The sequence below is a fragment of the Kitasatospora sp. NPDC008050 genome, from assembly GCF_042957465.1.
GTDB lineage: Bacteria > Actinomycetota > Actinomycetes > Streptomycetales > Streptomycetaceae > Kitasatospora.
On record NZ_JBIBIJ010000002.1, the window covers coordinates 720,126 to 742,354 of the forward strand.

Genomic DNA, 22,229 nt, shown 5'->3' on the forward strand with positions numbered 1-22,229 from the left:
CGTGCACCGCACTTCGCACCTCTCCCCCCAGCCGGCACCGCGCCGCGATGGAGGGAATACCGCATCGGACTTGCGCACAGCATCGTGGCAGGTCAGACAGCACAACCGGTCGCCGAGCCAGACAGGCCGACGTCCGCTCCAGGGAAGGACCCTTAGTGAGCGACACCACCGATCTGATGGGCGCGCGCCCGGACGCCGACGCGACGGACGCGCCCGCCGCCCCCGCGGCGCCGGCCAAGCGCCGCCGCACCGCTGCCGCAGGCCTTGACGGTCTCGTCCTGGCCGAGCTGCAGAAGCTCGCCTCGACGCTCGGCATCAGCGGCACCGGCCGGATGCGCAAGAGCCAGCTCATCGAGGCCATCAAGGAGAAGAGCGGCGGCGACCCGCTGCTCGCCTCCGCCGGCGCGAGCGCGCCGGCCAAGGCCGCCGCCAAGGAGGCCGCGCCCGCCGAGAAGCCGGCCCGCCGCACCCGCGCCGCCGCCGCGCCGGCCGAGGCCCCGGCCGCCGCCGAGGCGCCGACCCAGATCGAGATCCCGGGCCAGGCCGCCCCCGAGGCCGCCGCTCCGGCGCGGGCCGAGCGCGGCCGCCGCCGGGCCACCTCCGCCGCCGGTGCCCCCGGCGCCGTGGAGGCCCCCGCTGCCGCACCGGTCTCCACCGTGGTGGGCACCGAGGCCCCCGCGGAGTCGGCCGCTGCCGAGTCCAAGGCGGAGGTCCGCACCGAGCAGACCCGCACCGCCGAGGGCCAGGGCGAGGCGCGCGAGGGCCGCCGGGACCGCCGCGACCGCCGCGAGCGCGGTGAGCGGGGCGACCAGCGCGCCGAGTCGGCCGAGGGCGAGGGCGGCGAGAGCCGCGAGTCGCGTCGCGACCGCCGCAACCGCCGCGACCGCGCCGACCGGCCCGAGCGCACCGAGCGCACTGAGCGCACCGAGCGCACCGACCGTCAGCAGGGCACCCAGCCGGCCGCCCAGCAGCCGGCCGCCCAGCCCGCCGCCGCGCAGCAGGGCGGCTACGACGACGACGAGTTCGGTGACGGTCGTCGCGGCCGTCGCGGGCGTTACCGTGACCGCAACCGCCGGGGCAGCCGCCGCGACGGTTTCGAGGGCAGCGTCGCCGAGCCGCAGGTGGGCGACGACGATGTGCTGATCCCGGTCGCGGGCATCCTGGACATCCTCGACAACTACGCCTTCGTGCGGACCTCCGGCTACCTGCCGGGCCAGAACGACGTCTACGTCTCGCTCGCCCAGGTGCGCAAGAACGGCCTGCGCAAGGGTGACGCGATCACCGGTGCGGTGCGCCAGCCGCGCGACGGCGAGCGCCGCGAGAAGTTCAACGCCATGGTGCGGCTGGACTCGGTCAACGGCATGGACCCGGAGAGCGGCCGCAACCGCCCCGAGTTCGGCAAGCTCACCCCGCTCTACCCGCAGGAGCGGCTGCGCCTGGAGACCGACCCGGGCGTGCTGACCACCCGGATCATCGACCTGGTGTCGCCGATCGGCAAGGGCCAGCGCGGTCTGATCGTCGCCCCGCCGAAGACCGGTAAGACGATGATCATGCAGGCGATCGCCAACGCGATCACCCGCAACAACCCCGAGTGCCACCTGATGGTCGTCCTGGTCGACGAGCGTCCGGAAGAGGTCACCGACATGCAGCGCTCGGTCAAGGGCGAGGTCATCTCCTCGACCTTCGACCGTCCGGCCGAGGACCACACCGTGGTCGCCGAGCTGGCCATCGAGCGCGCCAAGCGCCTGGTGGAGCTGGGCCACGACGTGGTGATCCTGCTCGACTCGATCACCCGCCTGGGCCGTGCCTACAACCTGGCGGCGCCGGCCTCCGGCCGCATCCTGTCCGGTGGTGTCGACTCGACCGCGCTCTACCCGCCGAAGAAGTTCTTCGGTGCCGCGCGCAACATCGAGAACGGCGGCTCGCTGACCATCCTGGCCACCGCGCTGGTGGAGACCGGCTCGCGGGCCGACGAGGTGGTCTTCGAGGAGTTCAAGGGCACCGGCAACATGGAGCTGCGGCTGGACCGCAAGCTCGCCGACAAGCGGATCTTCCCCGCGGTGGACGTGGACGCGTCCAGCACCCGCAAGGAGGAGATCCTGCTCGGCAGCGAGGAGCTGGCGATCACCTGGAAGCTGCGTCGGGTGCTGCACGCGCTCGACTCGCAGCAGGCGATCGAGCTCCTGCTGGACAAGATGAAGCAGACCAAGTCCAACGCCGAGTTCCTGATGCAGATCGCCAAGACCACTCCGGGGTCGGGCGACTGACCTCGCATCAGCAGCACTACCGCCGTCGGCGGCCACGGATTCCCCGTGGCCGCCGGCGGCGTTTCGCGCACCCGGGGGCGGCTGGGGCGATGCTGCGGCACGGAACGGACATATAGCACCAAAAGGTCGCTTATCCTCAGAGGAATGGCCAGATCGGCCGACCGACGTGAGGACCAGGACCGATGGCCGACGAGCAGCAGGGTGGCACCCCGGACGGGGGCCGCCGGGTCCGCACCCGCAAGGTGCGCAGCCGCAGGGCGAAGGTGCTGCGGGTGGTGGCGCTGACCGTGGCGGGGCTGGTGCTGGCCGGGGCCGGCGCGGCCGGCTACGCGTACTGGAAGTGGAACTCGAACATCAGGAGCGTCGACATCGACTCCCAGCTGGGCAGCGCCCGCCCCTCGGCGCCCAGCAACGGCTCCTTCAACGTGCTGGTGCTCGGTTCCGACTCGCGCAGCGGCGCCAACGGCGCGCTGGCGGGCGGCGCCACCGACGGCACCGCCCGCTCGGACACCGCGATGGTGGTGCACGTCAACCAGAACCACTCGGCCGCCACCGTGGTCTCCGTCCCGCGCGACACCCTGGTGAACCGGCCGGCCTGCACCGCGCCGAACGGCGCCGCGGTGCCGGCCGCGACGGGGGCGATGTACAACAGCGCCTTCGAGGTCGGCGGCGCGGCCTGCGCGGTGAAGACCACCGAGCAGCTCACCGGCCTGCGGATGAACCACTACGTCGAGATGGACTTCGCCGGCTTCGCGGCCTTCGTCAACGCGATCGGCGGCGCCACGGTGACCACCTCGGTGGACATCCACGACCAGGACAGCGGCCTGAACCTCAAGGCCGGCACCACCCACCTCGACGGGGACCAGGCGCTGGCCTTCGTACGCACCCGCCACGGCGTGGGGGACGGCAGCGACCTGGGCCGGATCGAGCTGCAGAAGCAGATGGTGAAGTCGATCATCTCCCAGGTCGACTCGATCGGTCTGCTCACCAACCCGGTCAAGCTCTACTCCGTGGGCGACACCCTGACCAAGGCGATCACCACCGACTCCCAGCTCGCCTCGGTGAGCGCGCTGACCGGCCTCGGCGAGGAGCTCAAGGGGATCGGCACCGACCACCTGACCATGGTCACCATGCCGGTCGTCATCGCGCCCAGCGATCCGAACCGGGTGGTCGCCCAGCAGCCGCAGGCCGGCCAGGTGTGGGGCGCGCTGCGGGCCGACCAGCCGGTTCCGGCGTCCATCGTGAGCAGCCAGCCGGTCAATCCGGCCGACCCGGCGGCGAGTGCGAGCGCCCCCGCCGCGGCCGCCGCGACGCACTCCTGAGCGGTCCGCGTCGGTCGCGGGGGGCTGGGGAGCGGCGCTCCGGCCGACTGCGGAATATCGGCGGGCCGCCACCGGTTTGGGAAGAAGCGGTCAGTGCTGGCACACTGGTCCGTCGGTCCCGGTTCACGTGTGGCATTCGCCGCCGACCCGGTGCCCTCCCGAAAACTAGGAGAATCCCTTGAAGCCCGACGTTCACCCCACGTACGTGGTCACCTCGGTGACCTGCACCTGTGGCAACGAGTTCACCACCCGCTCGACCGAGCCCTCCGGCGTGATCCGCGCCGAGGTCTGCTCGGCCTGCCACCCGTTCTACACCGGCAAGCAGAAGATCCTCGACACCGGTGGCCGCGTGGCCCGCTTCGAGGCTCGCTTCGGCAAGGGCCTCAGCGGCAACCGGGCCTAGCGCTCCAGCGGCGCCGGTCTCTGGCGTCCCCGTACTCGAACGGGGGCGTCAGGGCCGGCGCCGTTCGCGTCTCCCCGCGCCCCAGCGCGCCACCCACTCCGTCATCTCAGCCCCGGGAAAGAAGGCCACCCCACATGTTCGAGGCAGTCGAAGAGCTCCTCATCGAGCACGCCGGCCTCGAGGAGCGGCTGGCCGATCCGTCGGTGCACGCGGATCAGGCCAACGCTCGCAAGCTGGCCAAGCGCTACGCCGAGCTCACGCCGATCACCCGCACCTACCGGGCCTGGCGCCAGGCCGGCGAGGACATCGCGGCCGCCCGCGAGTTCGCCGCCGAGGACCCCGACTTCATCGCCGAGGCCAAGGCCGCCGAGCAGCGCCAGAACGAGCTGACCGAGGAGCTGCGGCTGCTGCTGGTGCCGCGCGACCCCAACGACGAGAAGGACGTCATCCTGGAGGTCAAGGCCGGTGAGGGCGGCGAGGAGTCCGCGCTGTTCGCCGGCGACCTGCTGCGGATGTACCTGCGCTTCGCCGAGCGGGTGGGCTGGAAGACCGAGATCATCGACTCCAACGAGTCGGACCTCGGCGGCTACAAGGACGTCTCGGTGGCCGTGAAGACCAAGGGGAGCGCCCTTGAGCCCGGCCAGGGCGTCTGGGCCAAGCTGAAGTACGAGGGCGGCGTGCACCGGGTGCAGCGGGTCCCCGCGACCGAGTCGCAGGGCCGCATCCACACCTCGGCGGCGGGCGTGCTGGTCACCCCCGAGGCGGAGGAGGTCGAGGTGGAGATCAACCAGAACGACCTGCGGATCGACGTCTACCGCTCCTCCGGCCCGGGCGGCCAGTCGGTCAACACCACCGACTCCGCGGTCCGGATCACCCACCTGCCGACCGGTATCGTGGCCTCCTGCCAGAACGAGAAGAGCCAGCTGCAGAACAAGGAGTCGGCGATGCGCATCCTGCGGTCGCGACTGCTGGCCGCAGCCGTCGAGGCGGCCGAGCAGGAGGCGTCCGACGCGCGGCGCAGCCAGGTCCGCACGGTCGACCGCTCGGAGCGGATCCGGACGTACAACTACCCGGAGAACCGCATCTCGGACCACCGCACCGGCTTCAAGTCGTACAACCTGGACCAGGTCCTCGACGGCGACCTGAACGCGCTGATCCAGTCCGCCGTGGACGCCGACGCCGCCGCGAAGCTCGCCGCGGCGCAAGAGCAGTAACCACCGCAGAGGGGTACGTACGGATGAACCTGCTGCTCGCCGAGGTGGCCCAGGCCACCCAGCGGTTGGCCGCGGCCGGCGTGCCGTCGCCGCGCTTCGACGCGGAGGAGCTCGCCGCACACATCCACCACGTCAAGCGCAGCCAGCTGCACACCGTGAAGGACGCGGACTTCGACGCCCGGTACTGGGAGGCCGTCTCGCGCCGCGAGGCCCGTGAGCCGCTGCAGCACATCACCGGGCGGGCCTTCTTCCGCTATCTGGAGCTGGAGGTCGGCCCCGGTGTCTTCGTGCCGCGCCCGGAGACCGAGACGGTCGTCGAGTGGGCCATAGAGGCGGTGCGCGAGATGGACGTGGCCGAGCCGCTGGTGGTCGACCTGTGCTCCGGCTCGGGTGCCATCGCGCTCGCGCTGGCCCAGGAGCTGCCGCGCTCCATCGTGCACGCCTTCGAGCTGGACGAGGGCGCGCTGAACTACACCCGGCGCAACATCGCCGCCAGTCCCGACCACGACCGGGTCACCCTGCACGCGGGCGACGCCACCTTGGCCTTCGCCGGGGACACCTCCTGGGACGGCCGGTTCGACCTGGTGATCAGCAACCCGCCGTACATCCCGCTGACCGAGTGGGAGTACGTGGCGCCCGAGGCCCGCGACCACGACCCGCAGCTCTCACTCTTCTCCGGCGAGGACGGTCTGGACACCATCCGCGGCATCGAGCGGGTGGCCGCGCGGCTGCTGCGGCCCGGTGGCGCGGTGGTGATCGAGCACGCGGACACCCAGGGCGGCCAGGTGCCCTGGATCTTCAACGAGGAGGGCGGCTGGACGGACACGGCCGACCACCGGGACCTCAACGGGCGGCCGCGTTTCACGACGGCCCGGAAGACGTCGCTGTGACGTCGGACTTCGCTGTGACTTCGAAGAGGGGACTGCTCCGATGAGCCGCCGTTACGACTGTGCCGACGCAGGCGACCGTGCCACCGGGCTGCGCGAGGCCGCTTCGGCGATCCGCCGTGGCGAGCTGGTCGTGGTGCCGACCGACACCGTCTACGGGATCGGCGCGGACGCGTTCAACGCGGAGGCCGTGGCCGCCCTGCTGGCCGCCAAGGGCCGCGGGCGCAACATGCCCTCCCCGGTGCTGGTCGGCTCGCCGACCACGCTGCACGGCCTGGTCACCGACTTCTCGGAGCAGGCCTGGGAGCTGGTCGACGCCTTCTGGCCCGGCGGCCTGACCCTGGTCGCCAAGCACCAGCCCTCGCTGCGCTGGGACCTGGGCGAGACCCGCGGCACCGTCGCGGTCCGGATGCCGCTGCACCCGGTCGCCATCGAGCTGCTGAACAGCACCGGGCCGCTCGCCGTCTCCAGCGCCAACAAGTCGGGCCAGCCGGCCCCCGGCGACTGCGAGGACGCCGAGTACCAGCTGGGCGACTCGGTGGCGGTCTATCTGAACGGCGGCCAGGCCGAGCACGGCCTGGCCTCCACCATCGTCGACGTCACCGGCAAGGTGCCGGTCCTGCTGCGCGCGGGTGCCGTGAGCATCGAGCAGCTGAGGGAGGTCGTCCCCGACCTGGAGGCCGGCAGTTGACGGCCCAGCTCTACTCCGGGTTCGACCCGATCGAGACCGGCTGGGCGCCCGGCGGCCTGGCCTCCTACCTCGCCGTCACGCCGCGCCCGGCCGACAGTTTCAAGATCCTCTTCGTCTGCACCGGCAACGTCTGCCGCTCGCCGATCGCCGAGCGGCTGACCCGCCATGAGCTGGACACCCGGCTGCACGAGCGGGCGGCCGGCCGGATCCTGGTGGAGAGCGCCGGCACCTGGGGCCACGAGGGCGCCCCGATGGAGGCGCACGCGGCCACCGTGCTCGGCGAGTACGGCGTGGACAGCGGCAACTTCGCCGGGCGCGAGCTGCTGGACGAGCACGTGGTGGAGGCCGACCTGGTGCTCACCGCGACCCTGGACCACCGCGCCCAGGTGATCTCGATGGGCCACGCGGCGGGACTGCGCACCTTCACGCTCAAGGAGTTCACCCGGCTGGTGGGCTCGATAGACCCGGCCACGCTGCCCGAGGTGGGCACCGGCGCCGAGGTCACCGAGCGCGCCCGGGCCCTGGTGCGGGCGGCCGCCGCGCTGCGTGGCTGGCTGCTGGCGGCCAGCCCCGAGGCCGACGAGGTGGACGACCCTTACGGTGCCCCGATCGGCATGTTCCGCAACTGCGGCGAGGAGATATTCCACGCGCTGGACCCGGTGCTGACCGCTCTGACGGGCGTGCCCGCCCCGCGCCATCAGGACGGCGGCCACGCTCCGTCCTAGGCTGGACTCCACCGCCCGAACGGCCCCGGAGCGCCGCCATGACCCTCGCCGATGCCGCGCACGCTGTTCCACAACCCCACGCTGGTCAAGGACCACCCGCGGTTCGGCAGGACAGCGCCTGGGAACCGTCCGCGGCGCTGCGCGCGGCCGATCCCGAAGTGGCCGACCTGCTGTCGGCGGAGGCCGAGCGCCGGGCCGGCGGGCTGCAGCTGCTGGCGGGGGAGAACCGCGCCACCGAGGCCGTGCTGGCGGCGCTGGCGGGCCCGCTGGTGGACAAGTACGCCGAGGGCTACCCGGGCCGCCGCCACCACACCGGCTGCGCCGTGGCGGATGCCACCGAACTCCTCGCGATCTCCCGGGCCCGCGCCCTGTTCGCCGCCGACCACGCCAACGTCCAGCCCAGATCCGGCACTTCGGCGATGCTGGCGGCCTTCGCGGCGCTGCTGCGGCCGGGCGACTCGGTGCTCGCGATGTCGCTGGAGCACGGCGGGCACCTCTCCTGCGGCTCGCGCGCCAACTTCTCCGGCCGCTGGTTCGACGTGATCGGCTACGGGGTGCGCGAGCAGGACGGCCGGATCGACCTGGACCAGGTCCGCGACCTGGCCAAGCTGCACCGGCCCAAGGCGATCATCGCGGGCTCGATCTCCTACCCGCGCCAGCTGGACTGGGCGGCCTTCCGGGAGATCGCCGACGAGGTGGACGCCTATCTCGTCGCCTCGGTCGCGCAGATCACCGGCCTGGTGGCGGCGGGCGTGGCGCCCTCCCCGGTGCCCTTGGCCGACGTGGTGGTGGCGGCCACCCACAAGCTGCTGCGCGGCCCGCGCGGCGGCCTGCTGCTGTGCACCGCGGAGCTGGCCGACCGGGTGGACCGCGCGGTCTTCCCGTTCACCCAGGGCGGGGCGGCGATGAACGAGGTGGCGGCCAAGGCCGTGGCCTTCGCCCAGGCGGTCACCCCGGAGTTCGGCGCGTACATCCGGCGCGCGGTGGACGGCGCGCGCGCCCTGTCGGCCGCGCTGGCGCGCACCGGCGCCCGGCCGCTGACCGGCGGCACGGACACCCACCTGGTCACCGCCGACGTCAGCCCGCTGGGCGTCACCGGCGCGCAGGCCGAGCGCCGCTGCGCGGCGGCGGGGCTGATGCTGGGCAAGTGCGCGGTGCCCTTCGACCCGGCACCCGCCGCCGAGACCTCCGGGATCCGGCTCGGCACCGGAGGCGCGGCCGCGCTCGGGCTGGGTCCGGTCGAGCTCGCCGAGGTCGGTACGCTGATCGGTGACCTGCTCACCGGGGGTGCGCCCGCCGCGGCGGCGGCCCGGGTCCGCGAACTCGTCGGCGCGGCCGGGGTGAAAGCCGACCGCTAGAACGAACCGCGATGCACGCGCCGGTCGTCCGACTCAATAAGGTGTGTACCGTGGCGACGCACCTCGAACCCCTCAGCCGTGCGGGAGTACCTTCCGTACGCACCCGGCCGCGTGCGTGGAAGGAGCCCGTCGGTGCGTGAGTACCTCCTCGTGCTCTTCTGCACGGCTGCGGTGACCTATCTCCTGGTCGGCCCGGTCCGGAAGTTCGCGATCATCGCCGGCGCGATGCCGGCCGTGCGCGCCCGGGACGTGCACCGCGAGCCCACCCCGCGCCTGGGCGGCATCGCGATGTTCGGCGGGCTCTGCGCCGGGCTCCTGGTGGCCTACCACCTGACCAACCTGGGCAAGGTCTTCTCCGACGACCCCTCCGACATCCGGGCACTGCTGTCCGGCGTCGGCATCATGTGGGTGCTCGGCGTGCTGGACGACAAGTGGGGCGTGGACGCGCTGGTCAAGCTCGGCGGCCAGATGATCGCCGCGGGCGTGATGGTCTACCAGGGCATCACGGTGATCTCGATCCCGGTGCCCGGGGTCGGCCCGGTCGCGCTCAGCCCCACCCTGGGCATGGTCATCTCGGTGGCCCTGGTGGTCGTCATGGTCAACGCGGTGAACTTCATCGACGGCCTGGACGGTCTGGCCGGCGGCATGGTCTGCATCGCCGGCATGGCCTTCTTCCTGTACTCCTACCGCCTCTGGTACGGCTACTCGATCAGCGAGGCGGCGCCCGCCGTGCTGTTCAGCGCGCTGCTGATCGGCATGTGCCTGGGCTTCCTGCCGCACAACCTGCACCCGGCCCGGATCTTCATGGGCGACTCCGGCTCGATGATGCTCGGGCTGATGCTCGCGGTGGCCGCGATCTCGGTGACCGGCCGGGTCGACCCCGACCTGATCACCGCGCAGACCGGTGGATCGCGGACCGCCACCACCCACATCCTGGTGCCGATCTACATCCCGCTGCTGCTGCCGCTCGCGGTGATCGCGCTGCCGCTGGCCGACCTGCTGCTCGCCGTGGTCCGGCGCACCTGGGCCGGACGCTCGCCGTTCGCCGCCGACAAGCAGCACCTGCACCACCGGCTGCTGGAGATCGGCCACTCGCACAGCCGTGCCGTGCTGATCATGTACTTCTGGGCCGCGCTGATCGCCTTCGGCACGGTGGCCTTCTCGGTCACCAACACCGGCCGCACGGTTGTGCTGGCCTGTGCCGGGTTCTGCCTGATCGGGATCGTGGTGCTGCTGCTGCCCTGGTTCCGGCCCAAGGCACCGGCGGCGGTCCAGGCCATCGTCCCGCCGCGCTACCGGCGCGGCAGCGCCGGCCGGCGCCGGCCGGCCCAGGCCGAGGTGCGCACCGCCCAGGCCACTGCGGCCGAGGCCATGGCCGCCGACCCGCAGACCACCGAGCTGCGCACCGTGGAGCTGCGGTCGGCCGCCCGGGGCGAGCAGGCCGCGGCCGAGCCGGCGATGGGCGAGCTGTCCGCCGCCGACCGGGAGATCCTGCGCGGCGGCGGTGCCACCGCGCTCGGCGGCGGCCGCAGCGGCGAGCGGCACTAGGACTCGCCCGGACCACCGACCGACCAGGACCGGCCGGAACATGTGGGCGGCACCCGGACCCGGGTGCGGCCCACCGTGTTCCGGCCGGCTGCCGTCAGGCCCGGTGCGGCACCGCGATCGCGGTCAGCGCCAGGCCCTGCGCCACCAGCCAGCGGCCGGTGAAGCCGGTCAGCGGGCGGTCCTCCACCAGCGGCGGCGGGACCATCAGTTGGGCCGTGAAGCCGCCCTCGACGTCGAACGAGAGCGAGGCCTCGGAGAAGTCGAGGAACACCTGCGTCAACGGGAACCAGGCCTTGTAGACGCTCTCCTTGGCGCTGAACAGCAGCCGGTCCCAGGGCACCTCGGGGCGCTGCGCGGTCAGGGCGTGCAACCGGGTCAGCTCCTCGGGGCGGGCGATCGCCTCCAGCACGCCCTCCGGCAGCGCCTCGGCGGGCTCCGCGTCGATGCCGATGCTCAGCAGCTCGGTCGCCTGGGTCAGTGCGGCCGCCCGGTAGCCCTTGCAGTGCGTCATGCTGCCGACCACGCCGGCGGGCCAGGTCGGCGCGCCCCGCAGGCCCGGCAGGATCGGGGCCACCGGTACCCCGAGCTTGGTCAGCGCCTGGCGGGCGCACAGCCGCACGGCGCGGAACTCGTGCTGGCGGGAGGCCACCGAGGTGCCGATCAGCGCCTCCTCGGCCGGGAAGAGCCGTTCGGTGACCGGTGCGCCACTGGCGTCGGCGATCGCGATCACCGAGTCGGGCAGGATCCGCTCGATCACGCCGCACCGCCCGTCGCCCGGGCCTGCGCGGCTGCCGTCCCGGCCGTCCCCGCCGCCCCTGTGGTCGGGGTCGGTGCCGCCTGCCGAGCCGGCAGGATCTGCCGCAGCCCGGGGGCGCCGGCCGCCCGCCGCCGCCACTCGCGTGGGTAGCCCACCGAGACCTCCTCGAACCGGACCCCGTCGTACCAGGTGGTCCTGGGTATGTGCAGATGGCCGTAGACCATGGCCGCGGTGTTGAACCGGGTGTGCCAGTCGGCGGTGGCCGTGGTGCCGCACCAGAGCGCGAACTCCGGGTAGTACAGGACGTCGGTCGGCGTGCGCACCAGCGGGTAGTGGTTGACCAGGACCAGCGGCACCGCCGGGTCGCAGGCCGCCAGCCGGCGCTCGGTGGCGGCCACCCGGTCCCGGCACCAGGCCTCGCGGCTGGGGTAGGGGTCGGGGTGCAGCAGGAACTCGTCGGAGCAGACCACGCCGGCCTCGTGCGCGCGCTCCAGGGCCTGCTCCTGGGTGAGCGTGCCGGCGGGGCGGAAGGTGTAGTCGTACAGCAGGAACAGCGGCGCGATCCGCACCGGGCCGCCCTGGCCGTGCCAGACCGGGTAGGGGTCCTCCGGGGTCACCACGCCAAGGCCCCGGCAGACCTCCACCAGGTGCTCGTAGCGGGCCACCCCGCGCAGCCCCGAGGAGTCGTCGCCGTGCGACCAGAGCTCGTGGTTGCCCGGTGCCCAGATGACCTTCGCGAACCGCTCGGCGAGCAGCCCCAGGGCCCAGGCGATGTCGTCCACGATCTCGCTGACGTCGCCCGCCACGAGCAGCCAGTCGTCCGGGCTGTCCGGTTTCAGCGACTCGACCAGCGAGCGGTTCTCCGCGTAGCTGATGTGCAGGTCGCTGATGGCGAGCAGGGAGCCGCCTCGCCCATCAGTGGTTCTCGTCACTGCGTACGTACCTTCCGGGAGGTGCGGGGGCGGTCAGGCCTGCGCCTGCCGCCAGGCCTGGTGGGTCACCGCGATCCCCTCGCCCAGCGGGATGCGCGGCCGCCGCCCGGGGGCGGCAAGCCGGCTGCCGTCCAGCACGCCAGCTCATGGAACGTCAGATCGTATCCGTACCCCGTGTCGGCCGGGTTTCCTCGCGGTGCGCCGCCCAACTCGCCGACGCCGCACCGCTCGACGCCCCGCAGGTGGCGACGCTCCTGGTGCCGGGTGGGGCGGTGTGCGGGACGGGGGCCGGGGCGGGGGGCTTCGCCACGCTCTGTGATCGATCGGCCGCAGCGGACGGCTGCCGGACGGCCATCGGACGGCCGAAGGCGGACTGTAAGGGGCCGCGGACCGGTGCGCCCGTCCGGCCCTCTGTCCGTTACTCCGCAAGGGTGAAGCGTTCGCCCGTTGGTGTGTCTAGCGCCACACTCCCTCAGTAAAGCTCTCATCAAATAGTTTGTGATATCGTTCACGAGGACCAAGGGATGAGCCGAAGCACCTCGTATGGAGGACTTCCCGGCTGACCAGGTCAGCCCTTCGGTCGCTGAGCACACGCACCTCCCGTGCTCATCCCCGCCACCTGTCCACGTTCCCCGACATGCCGCCGGAGTTGCCGACATGCCGTCCGCTGACGCCCCGCTCGTTCGAGGCGCCGCAATTCCCACTGCGGTCGCCGGAGTTGCCGCTATCGCGGCTGCGACCGCGATCGCGGGCGCGAAAGGCCTGTACGGCGCGCTGTTCGCAGCGCTCCTGGTGATGGCCTTCTTCAGTTTCGGGCAGATCGCCATCGATCGCCTGAGCCGGAACAACCCGCAGATGATGCTCCCCGTCGCGATGGTCGTCTACATGACGCAGGTCCTCGCCGTGGGCATCGTGCTCGCCCTCTTCAAGGGCACAACTCTGTTCGACACCAAGGTTTTCGGCTTCACCGTGCTGGGCTGCACGGCGGTCTGGACCGTGTTCATCGTGCGGACCGGCATGAAGGCCAAGATCTTCTACGTGGTTCCGGAGTCCGCCGCCGACGCTGTGGCCTCCGCGGAGCGTCAACCGTGACCGTCACCGACTCCCTCTCCGGAGGGAGGGGGCTGACGCTTATGCGAAACCAACAGGCTGCTATCGTCCGGGGCAGCCACGGAGTGCGGGAAGCGTCCGGATCGCTCCATCAGCCGGACTGATCACCGTTGACGCCGCACAGCCTCCAGGATCTCTGGGATCGTGCAGGGCTGCGTCCCCACGCAGCAGCTCACTGGCGTCTCCAGCCCGCGTAACAAGAAACATTCCAGTGCCGCATCGTGGCTGAACGCCGCGCCGACACACCGAGGTTGCCGTAACTATGTGTCACGACGAAGGAGTCCGTGGTGAGTGCTGACAGGCTCACGCAGCTTGCCTCTGGAGGCTGCCACCTGTTCTCCGGCTGCGGCTTCCCGGCCCCCGGCCTGAACGAGTTCCAGTTCGACTCGATCTTCAAGGTTGGCGGTGTCGGCTTCAACAAGCCGATGCTGCTGTCGCTGATCGTCATGGTGCTGGTGGTCGGCTTCTTCTGGGCGGCCTTCGCCAAGCCCAAGGTGGTCCCCGGCAAGCTGCAGCTGGTGGCCGAGATCGGCTACGACTTCGTGAAGCGCAGCATCGTGCTGGAGAACATCGGCAAGCGGGGTGAGAAGTACACCCCGATGATGGTCTCGCTCTTCTTCTTCGTCTGGCTGCTGAACGTGATGTCGGTCATCCCGTTCGCGCAGTTCCCGGCGGCTGCGGTGATCGGCTTCCCGGCCGGCCTGGCGCTGATGATCTGGGTCACCTACATGTCGCTGACCTTCAGGAAGCACGGGTTCATCGGCGGCCTGAAGCACCTCTGCTGGCCGTCCGACGTCCCGTGGCCGGTCATGATCATCCTGGTGCCGCTGGAGTTCGTGTCGAACATCTTCCTGCGGCCGTTCACCCTCGCGGTGCGACTGTTCGCCAACATGTTCGCCGGTCACCTGCTGATCGTGATGTTCGCGGCGGCCACCTGGTACACGCTCAGCCCCAGCATCGGTGCGGCCTACGCAGGCGCGTCCTTCGTGGTGACGCTCGGCCTGACGGCCTTCGAGCTGCTGATCCAGTTCCTGCAGGCGTACATCATCACGCTGCTCGCCTGCACCTACATCGGTGGCGCGCTCGAAGAGTCGCACTGATCCGCTGTAGCCCTCTGCCTTTCTCCCCCCTCGCTCGCCCGGTGGCCAATCACCACCGGTTCACCACCCTGCAAAGGACACTCTGAGATGTCGATCGAGAACATCGCTGCGGTCAACGGCTCCATCGCCTCCGTCGGTTACGGCCTCGCGGCGATCGGCCCCGGCATCGGCCTCGGCCTCATCTTCGGCAACGCCGTGCAGGCCATGGCCCGTCAGCCCGAGGCGGCCGGCCTGATCCGCACCAACATGTTCATCGGCCTGGCCGTGACCGAGGCGCTCGCGCTCATCGGCATCGTCATGCCGTTCGTCTTCGGCTTCAAGTAAACCCTCCTGTAGCCCCACCGGACGGAAGGTCCAGATATGTCGCTCATCGCGATGCAGCTGGCTTCGGAGGACTTCAATCCTCTGGTGCCCAAGGCGCCTGAGCTCATCATCGGCCTGATCTGCTTCTTCGTGGTCTTCGGTCTGCTCGGCAAGAAGCTCCTCCCCAGCATCGAGAAGGTGCTCGCGGAGCGTCGGGACCAGATCGAGGGCGGCCTGGAGCGGGCTGAGGCCGCACAGGCCGAGGCTCAGGCCGTGCTCGAGCAGTACCGCGCCGAGCTCGCCGAGGCGCGTCACGAGGCCGCTCGGATCACCGAGCACGCCCGTGAGCAGGGCGCTGCCCTGATCAGCGAGATGCGCGAAGAGGGCCAGCGTCAGCGTGAGGCCATCATCGCCGCCGGTCACGCCCAGATCGAGTCCGACAAGAAGTCGGCCACCGCCGCCCTGCGTCAGGACGTCGGTTCGCTCGCCTCCCAGCTGGCGTCCCGGATTGTCGGCGAGTCCCTTGAGGACCAGGCCCGGCAGACCGGCGTGATCGACCGCTTCCTGGACGAGCTGGAGGCCAAGGCCACCGCGACCACGGCGGTCGCCAAGTGATCGGCGCCAGCCGTGAGGCCCTGGCCGCCGGCCGGGAGAACCTCAACAGCCTGACCGACAACACCTCGGTGGACGCGGCCAAGCTGGCGGAGGAACTCAGCGCCGTCACCGCGCTGCTGGACCGTGAGGTCTCGCTGCGCCGCGTGCTGACCGACCCCGCGCGGTCCGGTCAGGACAAGGCCGACCTGGTCGGCTCGCTGCTGGGCCGCCAGGTCTCCGGCCCGACCGTGGACCTGGTCTCCGGTCTGGTCCGTTCCCGCTGGTCCGGTGGGCGTGACCTGGTCGACTCGGTCGAGGAGCTCGCCGCCTACGGCGAGATCATCGCCGCGCAGCGGGCGGGCAAGCTGGACGACCTGGAGGACGAGCTCTTCCGGTTCGGCCGCGTCGTGGCCGGCTCGCACGAGCTGCGTGCCGCGCTGACCGAGCCGAAGGCCGGCCCCGCCGCCAAGGCGGAGCTGGTTCACAAGCTGCTCGGGGGCCGCGCCCAGCCGGGCACCGTCCGCCTGGTCACCTCGCTGGTCACCAACCCGCGTGGCCGTAGCCTGGAACAGGGCCTCACGTCCTTCGCCAAGCTCGCCGCCGACCGCCGCGACCGCGTGGTGGCCCTGGTCACCACCGCTTCTCCGCTCAGCGACGGCCAGAAGGAGCGCCTGTCGGGCGCGCTGGCCAAGCTGTACGGGCGTGCGGTGCTCCTGAACATCGACGTCGACCCCGAGGTCGTCGGCGGTGTCCGGGTGCAGATCGGTGACGAGATCATCGACGGCACCGTGTCGAGCCGCCTCGCAGGCGCTCGCCAGGCCCTCGAAGGCTGAGCCACCCGCACAGCAACATCCGACCCTCGGTCGGGCGCCGGTCCCACCCACGGGGCAGCCGGCACATACGAACGGCCGGTTCAACAGCACCGGCCGAGGATCGAATACTTGCGGCCCTCCTTGGGCGGGCCGAGGATCGCAACCTAGGAGAGCAGGGAAGCCTGATGGCGGAGCTTACGATCCGGCCGGAGGAGATCCGGGACGCGCTGGCCGATTTCGTCCAGTCGTACCAGCCGGACGCCGCCTCGCGTGAAGAGGTCGGCACGGTCACTGACGCGGCGGACGGTATTGCCCATGTCGAGGGTCTGCCCTCGGTCATGGCCAACGAGCTGCTGAGGTTCGAGGACGGCACCCTCGGACTCGCGCTGAACCTCGACACCCGCGAGATCGGTGTCGTCATCCTCGGTGAGTTCGGCGGCATCGAGGAGGGGCAGACGGTGCACCGCACCGGCGAGGTCCTGTCGGTGTCGGTCGGCGACGGCTACCTCGGCCGCGTCGTGGACCCGCTGGGCAACCCCATCGACGGTCTGGGCGAGATCACCGCCACCGGCCGCCGCGCCCTGGAGCTGCAGGCCCCCGGCGTCATGATGCGCAAGTCGGTCAAGGAGCCGCTGCAGACCGGCATCAAGGCCATCGACGCGATGACCCCGATCGGCCGTGGCCAGCGTCAGCTGATCATCGGCGACCGCCAGACCGGCAAGACCGCGGTGGCGATCGACACGATCATCAACCAGAAGGACAACTGGCGCTCGGGCGACCCGAAGAAGCAGGTCCGCTGCATCTACGTCGCCATCGGCCAGAAGGGCTCCACCATCGCCGCCGTCCGCGGCTCCCTGGAGGAGGCCGGCGCGCTGGAGTACACCACCATCGTGGCCGCTCCCGCCTCCGACCCGGCCGGCTTCAAGTACCTCGCCCCGTACACCGGCTCGGCCATCGGCCAGGAGTGGATGTACGACGGCAAGCACGTCCTGATCATCTTCGACGACCTGTCGAAGCAGGCCGAGGCCTACCGCTCCGTCTCCCTGCTGCTGCGCCGCCCGCCGGGCCGCGAGGCCTACCCGGGTGACGTCTTCTACCTGCACTCCCGCCTGCTGGAGCGCTGCGCCAAGCTGAACGACGACATCGGCGGCGGCTCGATGACCGGTCTGCCGATCATCGAGACCAAGGCCAACGACGTCTCGGCGTACATCCCGACCAACGTCATCTCGATCACCGACGGCCAGTGCTTCCTGGAGTCCGACCTGTTCAACGCCGGCATCCGCCCGGCCGTGAACGTCGGTATCTCGGTCTCCCGCGTCGGTGGCTCCGCCCAGATCAAGGCCATGCGCAAGGTCGCCGGGCGTCTGCGTCTGGACCTGGCCCAGTACCGCGAGCTGGAGGCGTTCGCCGCCTTCGGTTCCGACCTGGACGCGGCCTCCAAGGCCCAGCTGGAGCGCGGTGCTCGCATGGTCGAGCTGCTCAAGCAGGGTCAGTACCAGCCGTTCCCGGTCGAGGAGCAGGTCGCCTCCATCTGGGCCGGCACCACCGGCAAGCTGGACGACGTCCCGGTTGCCGACATCCGCCGCTTCGAGCGCGAGTTCCTCGACTTCCTGCGGATCGAGCACAAGACGCTGCTCGGCGGCATCGCCGAGACCGGCCAGCTCGAGGACGGCACCGTCGACGCGCTGACCGAGGCGATCAAGACCTTCAAGCTGGGCTTCACCACCGCCGACGGCAAGCTGCTCGGCGAGCAGGCCTGAGTCCGGTAGCGAGGGAAAGGACGTAACGACCCATGGGAGCACAGCTTCGGGTCTACAAGCGCCGGATCCGCTCTGTCACCGCGACGAAGAAGATCACCAAGGCGATGGAGATGATCTCCGCGTCGCGCATCGTCAAGGCGCAGCGCGCGGTGGCCGCCTCCACCCCGTACGCCGATGAGCTGACCCGGGCGGTGACGGCGGTGGCCACCCGGTCCAACGCCAAGCACCCGCTCACCCACGAGAACCCGAACGCCAGCCGCGCCGCGGTGCTGCTGATGACGGCCGACCGTGGTCTGGCCGGCGGGTACTCCACCAACGCCATCAAGCAGGCGACCCTGCTCACCGCCCGGCTCCGGGCGGAGGGCAAGGAGGTGGTCACCTACATCTGCGGCCGCAAGGGTGTCCAGTACTACGGCTTCCGCAACCAGCCGGTCGCGGCGTCGTGGACGGGCTTCTCGGACAAGCCGACCTACGGTGACGCGAAGACGGTGGCCGCCGACCTGATCGCGGCGTTCACCGCCGAGACGGGCGGGGTCGACGAGCTGCACTTGGTCTCCACCAAGTTCGTCTCGATGCTGACCCAGACCGCCATCGATGCCCGGCTGCTGCCGCTGAAGCTGGACGAGGTCCAGCTCAGCGACGACAAGCCGGCCGCCGCGGAGATCTTCCCGCTGTACGACTTCGAGCCCTCGGCCGAAGGCGTGCTGGACGCACTGCTGCCGCGGTACGTCGAGAGCCGGATCTACAACGCGCTGCTGCAGTCGGCCGCTTCCGAGCACGCCGCCCGTCGGCGTGCGATGAAGAGCGCGACCGACAACGCCGGCGACCTCATCAAGTCGCTGACGCGGCTTGCCAACTCGGCCCGTCAGGCCGAGATCACCCAGGAAATCAGCGAGATCGTCGGTGGCGCCAACGCGCTGGCCGACGCTAGCGCGGGGAGCGAATGAGTATGACCACCACTGTTGAGCCGACGGGCGCCGGACTGGCCACGGGCCGCGTCGCCCGGGTCATCGGCCCGGTCGTCGACGTGGAGTTCCCCGTCGACGCCATTCCGGAGATGTTCAACGCCCTGCACGTCGAGGTCGACAGCCCCGACGGCACGGGCAAGAAGACGCTGACCCTTGAGGTCGCCCAGCACCTGGGCGACGGCCAGATCAAGGCCATCTCGATGCAGCCGACCGACGGCCTGGTCCGCGGTTCCGCTGTCAGCGACACCGGTGCCGCGATCTCCGTCCCGGTCGGCGACATCACCAAGGGCAAGGTCTTCAACGCCCTCGGCGATGTGCTCAACGTCGACCAGGCCGAGTTCAACGCCCAGGTGACCGAGCGCTGGCCGATCCACCGCAAGGCGCCGAACTTCGCGGACCTCGAGTCGAAGACCGAGATGTTCGAGACCGGCATCAAGGTCATCGACCTGCTCACCCCGTACGTCCGCGGTGGCAAGATCGGCCTGTTCGGTGGCGCCGGTGTCGGCAAGACCGTCCTCATCCAGGAGATGATCTACCGCGTCGCCGCCAACTTCGGTGGTGTCTCGGTCTTCGCCGGCGTCGGGGAGCGCACCCGTGAGGGTGGCGACCTGATCGAGGAGATGATCGAGACCAACGTTCTGGACAAGACCGCCCTGGTCTTCGGCCAGATGGACGAGCCGCCGGGCACCCGCCTGCGCGTCGCCCTGTCCGCGCTGACCATGGCGGAGTACTTCCGCGATGTGCAGAGCCAGGACGTGCTGCTCTTCATCGACAACATCTTCCGGTTCACCCAGGCCGGTTCCGAGGTGTCGACCCTGCTCGGCCGGATGCCCTCCGCGGTGGGTTACCAGCCGAACCTGGCCGACGAGATGGGCCTCCTGCAGGAGCGCATCACCTCGACCCGCGGTCACTCGATCACCTCGATGCAGGCGATCTACGTCCCCGCGGACGACCTGACCGACCCGGCCCCGGCCACCACCTTCGCCCACCTGGACGCGACCACCGTTCTGTCGCGTCCGATCTCGGAGAAGGGCATCTACCCCGCCGTCGACCCGCTGGACTCCACGTCCCGCATCCTGGACCCGCGCTACATCGCGCAGGACCACTACGACGCGGCGCTGCGGGTCAAGGGCATCCTGCAGAAGTACAAGGACCTGCAGGACATCATCGCGATCCTCGGTATCGACGAGCTGTCCGAGGACGACAAGGTCACCGTCCACCGGGCCCGCCGCATCGAGCGCTTCCTGTCGCAGAACACCTACGTGGCGAAGCAGTTCACCGGTGTCGAGGGCTCGACCGTGCCGCTGTCGGAGACCATCGAGGCCTTCAACGCGATCGCGGACGGCAAGTACGACTCGATCCCCGAGCAGGCCTTCTTCATGTGCGGTGGCATCGAGGACCTCGAGAAGAACGCCGCCGAGCTGGCCAAGAAGTAACCGGCCGCAGGGCAACGTGACCGTGAGGGGTGGTTCCCGCATCCTGGGGACCGCCCCTCACGGCACGTCGGCTGTGATTCCGGTCATCTCCGCGCTCCACGTTTCATGCCAGGGGCGCGAGCCCGTTATTCTTACCGAAACTCCCGAGTAATCGGGCGTTGCAAGAGCCTAGGAGCCCACGTTGGCTGAGCTGCACGTCGAGCTGGTCGCAGCCGACCGCAAGGTCTGGTCCGGTGCGGCCACCCTGGTTGTCGCGCGCACGGCCTCCGGCGACACCGGCATCATGGCGGGTCACACCCCGGTGCTGAGCGTGCTGGAGTCCGGCCCGGTCACCATCCGCACCGCGGATGGCGGCACCGTCATCGCCGCTGTGCACGGCGGTTTCATCTCGTTCAACAACAACAAGCTCTCGCTGCTGGCGGAGATCGCCGAGCTGGCGGACGAGATCGATGTGGACCGCGCGGAGCGCGCGCTGGAGCTCGCCCAGAGCGACAGCGACGCCCACGCGGAGCGTCGCGCCGAGGTCCGCCTCGTCGCGGCAGGTCGCCGTGAGGCAGCCTGAACGTCAGTGACCGACGGTCCCGGGGACGCGCGAGCGTGACCCCGGGACTGTCGTATCGGTTGGTAGGGACAACCCGGTCGTTCGATAGGACTGCCGGTCACGGGGAGTCGCAGAGCCGGTAGGACACGGCCGCGCGTCGGCGAGTCAGCGAGGAGGTCGGTGAGCATGGTCCTCGCCCTTGTGGTGTGCGCGACGGTCGTGGCCCTGGGGGTGGTCGGCCTGGTGGCGTTCGCGGTACGCCGCCGCCTCATCCAGCGGCTCGGCGGAACGTTCGACTGCAGTTACCGACTCAAAATGCCGGCCGACGCCTCGGTCCTTCCCGATCTCGACGAGAACGGACAGCCCACCTCAGCCCCGGTCCCCGCGACCGACGGCAAGGGGTGGGTTTTCGGTATCGGGCGCTACAGCGGTGACCACATCGAGTGGTTCCGGGTCTTCTCCTACGCCCCCCGCCCGCGCAGGGTGCTGCCCCGCCGCGAGATCGAGGTCCTCGGCCGCCGCTACCCCGAGGGCCAGGAGGAGCTCGCCCTGCTCTCCGGCTCCGTCGTCCTGCGCTGCCTGCACAACGGCGCCCCGCTGGAGCTGGCGATGAGCGACGACGCCCTCACCGGCTTCCTCGCCTGGCTGGAGGCGGCCCCGCCCGGGCAGAGAGTCAACGTCGCGTAGCGACGGACTCTCGGGCTGGGGGTCCCCCCGCCCGGAGGGTGGGGGAGGGTCAACGTCGCCTGACGGCGATCGCTCTTTCGAGTGGTGGGAACGGATTCGGCCGCGACGGTGCGGGTCAGTTGTGGATGCTGGTCGCGTCCGCCCACACTGTACGGAGGAGGTGTGTTCTCGATGACCGCTATGGCCGCTGAGCCCGATCTCGACCTCGATATGGATGAGGAACCCCCCAGCCTGGACGAGGTTCTCTGGCAGGCATGGCTCGCACTCGATCTCCCCGAGGGCTATCACGCCGAGATCATCGAAGGGTCCATCGAGGTGTCACCCACCGGGCGCCGTAGCCACGGCATTGTCGCCAATCGGCTGCGCGATGCATTCGTCCCCTTCCTGGCGGGCAGCGACCACGCGGCCTATCAGGACATCAACCTGCTGCACGGGTCCAAGGTCTACATCCCCGACCTGTGCGTTGCTCCACGGGACTTGGACAGCATTCCGGACCCGCACGGCTGGGGAGCCGACGCGACCCGGGTTCCCCTCGTCGCCGAGGTGGTCTCCCCCGGGCGCGAGGCACGCCAGCGCGACCTGGTGCGCAAGCACCGCGCCTACGCCCAGGCCGGCCTCCCGGTGTACGTGGTCATCGACGAGCGGGACGGACCGGGCCACGTCACCGTGCACACCCAGCCCGATCCGGCGAAGGGCGTCTACGAGGCATCGATCCGGATGCCCTACGGCACCGGCGTCACCATCCCCGACGGCCCCGCCAAGGGCTTCGTGATCGACACCACGATCACCGGTGAACCCCGCGAGTCCTGACTAG

22 protein-coding genes are annotated in these 22,229 nt (G+C 70.7%); 20 read left to right on the top strand and 2 right to left on the bottom strand.

The window, feature by feature from the left end:
- Window positions 1–155: 155 nt before the first annotated feature.
- From rho to ACFZB9_RS06690, 9 genes are all read left to right on the top strand, one after another.
- Entirely contained in the window at window positions 156–2,267 is a 2,112-nt protein-coding gene (gene rho / locus ACFZB9_RS06650; protein WP_391444185.1) for a transcription termination factor Rho, read from the top strand.
- Window positions 2,268–2,449: 182 nt separating this feature from the next.
- Window positions 2,450–3,589, top strand: a complete 1,140-nt coding sequence (locus tag ACFZB9_RS06655; RefSeq protein WP_391444186.1) for an LCP family protein — start codon at window positions 2,450–2,452, stop codon at window positions 3,587–3,589.
- Window positions 3,590–3,767: 178 nt separating this feature from the next.
- Window positions 3,768–3,992 carry a 50S ribosomal protein L31 gene (gene rpmE / locus ACFZB9_RS06660; RefSeq protein ID WP_184935612.1) on the top strand — a complete coding sequence of 75 codons (225 nt, stop codon included), beginning with the start codon at window positions 3,768–3,770 and terminating at the stop codon, window positions 3,990–3,992.
- 134 nt (window positions 3,993–4,126) lie between these two features.
- The gene (gene prfA, locus ACFZB9_RS06665; protein ID WP_391444188.1) at window positions 4,127–5,206 is read left to right on the top strand and encodes a peptide chain release factor 1; all 1,080 of its coding nucleotides are present in this window, start codon (window positions 4,127–4,129) and stop codon (window positions 5,204–5,206) included.
- Between the two features lie 23 nt (window positions 5,207–5,229).
- Complete coding sequence (gene prmC, locus ACFZB9_RS06670) at window positions 5,230–6,096, top strand: peptide chain release factor N(5)-glutamine methyltransferase (protein ID WP_391444190.1); 867 nt, start codon at window positions 5,230–5,232, stop codon at window positions 6,094–6,096.
- A 40-nt stretch (window positions 6,097–6,136) separates the two neighbouring features.
- Window positions 6,137–6,784 (top strand): L-threonylcarbamoyladenylate synthase, encoded by a 648-nt coding sequence (locus tag ACFZB9_RS06675; RefSeq protein WP_391444192.1) that lies wholly within the window; start codon window positions 6,137–6,139, stop codon window positions 6,782–6,784.
- A gap of 56 nt (window positions 6,785–6,840) precedes the next feature.
- Window positions 6,841–7,509, top strand: coding sequence for a protein-tyrosine-phosphatase (locus ACFZB9_RS06680; protein ID WP_391444324.1), 669 nt, complete (start codon window positions 6,841–6,843; stop codon window positions 7,507–7,509).
- A 38-nt stretch (window positions 7,510–7,547) separates the two neighbouring features.
- Window positions 7,548–8,867 (top strand): serine hydroxymethyltransferase, encoded by a 1,320-nt coding sequence (gene glyA, locus ACFZB9_RS06685; RefSeq protein ID WP_391444193.1) that lies wholly within the window; start codon window positions 7,548–7,550, stop codon window positions 8,865–8,867.
- A gap of 132 nt (window positions 8,868–8,999) precedes the next feature.
- Entirely contained in the window at window positions 9,000–10,415 is a 1,416-nt protein-coding gene (locus ACFZB9_RS06690) for an MraY family glycosyltransferase (RefSeq protein WP_391444194.1), read from the top strand.
- Between the two features lie 94 nt (window positions 10,416–10,509).
- Here the strand turns inward: ACFZB9_RS06690 and ACFZB9_RS06695 are convergent, their stop codons facing one another.
- The gene (locus tag ACFZB9_RS06695; protein ID WP_391444196.1) at window positions 10,510–11,172 is read right to left on the bottom strand and encodes a 4'-phosphopantetheinyl transferase; all 663 of its coding nucleotides are present in this window, start codon (window positions 11,170–11,172) and stop codon (window positions 10,510–10,512) included.
- Entirely contained in the window at window positions 11,169–12,104 is a 936-nt protein-coding gene (locus ACFZB9_RS06700) for a metallophosphoesterase family protein (protein WP_391444197.1), read from the bottom strand. Before ACFZB9_RS06700 ends, ACFZB9_RS06695 begins: the two co-directional genes overlap by 4 nt.
- 657 nt (window positions 12,105–12,761) lie before the next feature.
- Here ACFZB9_RS06700 and ACFZB9_RS06705 point away from each other — a divergent pair.
- The 11 genes from ACFZB9_RS06705 to ACFZB9_RS06755 all read left to right on the top strand — a co-directional run bounded on the left by ACFZB9_RS06705 (window position 12,762) and on the right by ACFZB9_RS06755 (window position 22,225).
- Window positions 12,762–13,196 (top strand): hypothetical protein, encoded by a 435-nt coding sequence (locus tag ACFZB9_RS06705; RefSeq protein ID WP_391444199.1) that lies wholly within the window; start codon window positions 12,762–12,764, stop codon window positions 13,194–13,196.
- 305 nt (window positions 13,197–13,501) lie between these two features.
- A complete protein-coding gene (gene atpB / locus ACFZB9_RS06710; protein WP_391444201.1) occupies window positions 13,502–14,314 on the top strand; it encodes a F0F1 ATP synthase subunit A in 813 nt (270 codons plus the stop codon).
- A gap of 87 nt (window positions 14,315–14,401) precedes the next feature.
- Window positions 14,402–14,638 carry an ATP synthase F0 subunit C gene (atpE, locus tag ACFZB9_RS06715; RefSeq protein WP_391444203.1) on the top strand — a complete coding sequence of 79 codons (237 nt, stop codon included), beginning with the start codon at window positions 14,402–14,404 and terminating at the stop codon, window positions 14,636–14,638.
- A 36-nt stretch (window positions 14,639–14,674) separates the two neighbouring features.
- On the top strand, window positions 14,675–15,232 hold the full coding sequence (locus ACFZB9_RS06720; protein ID WP_391444205.1) for a F0F1 ATP synthase subunit B: 558 nt from the start codon (window positions 14,675–14,677) through the stop codon (window positions 15,230–15,232).
- Window positions 15,229–16,044: a F0F1 ATP synthase subunit delta gene (locus tag ACFZB9_RS06725; RefSeq protein ID WP_391444207.1), complete on the top strand. Its 816-nt coding sequence runs from the start codon at window positions 15,229–15,231 to the stop codon at window positions 16,042–16,044. The genes ACFZB9_RS06720 and ACFZB9_RS06725 overlap by 4 nt, the downstream gene beginning before the upstream one ends.
- Window positions 16,045–16,208: 164 nt before the next feature.
- Window positions 16,209–17,783: a F0F1 ATP synthase subunit alpha gene (atpA, locus tag ACFZB9_RS06730; RefSeq protein WP_391444209.1), complete on the top strand. Its 1,575-nt coding sequence runs from the start codon at window positions 16,209–16,211 to the stop codon at window positions 17,781–17,783.
- A 32-nt stretch (window positions 17,784–17,815) separates the two neighbouring features.
- Entirely contained in the window at window positions 17,816–18,730 is a 915-nt protein-coding gene (locus ACFZB9_RS06735) for a F0F1 ATP synthase subunit gamma (RefSeq protein ID WP_391444211.1), read from the top strand.
- A 2-nt stretch (window positions 18,731–18,732) separates the two neighbouring features.
- Window positions 18,733–20,187, top strand: coding sequence for a F0F1 ATP synthase subunit beta (gene atpD, locus ACFZB9_RS06740; protein WP_391444213.1), 1,455 nt, complete (start codon window positions 18,733–18,735; stop codon window positions 20,185–20,187).
- 181 nt (window positions 20,188–20,368) lie between these two features.
- Complete coding sequence (locus ACFZB9_RS06745; protein WP_391444215.1) at window positions 20,369–20,749, top strand: F0F1 ATP synthase subunit epsilon; 381 nt, start codon at window positions 20,369–20,371, stop codon at window positions 20,747–20,749.
- 165 nt (window positions 20,750–20,914) lie between these two features.
- On the top strand, window positions 20,915–21,415 hold the full coding sequence (locus ACFZB9_RS06750) for a DUF2550 domain-containing protein (protein WP_391444217.1): 501 nt from the start codon (window positions 20,915–20,917) through the stop codon (window positions 21,413–21,415).
- A gap of 171 nt (window positions 21,416–21,586) precedes the next feature.
- A complete protein-coding gene (locus ACFZB9_RS06755) occupies window positions 21,587–22,225 on the top strand; it encodes a Uma2 family endonuclease (protein WP_391444326.1) in 639 nt (212 codons plus the stop codon).
- The last annotated feature ends 4 nt before the right edge of the window (window positions 22,226–22,229 follow it).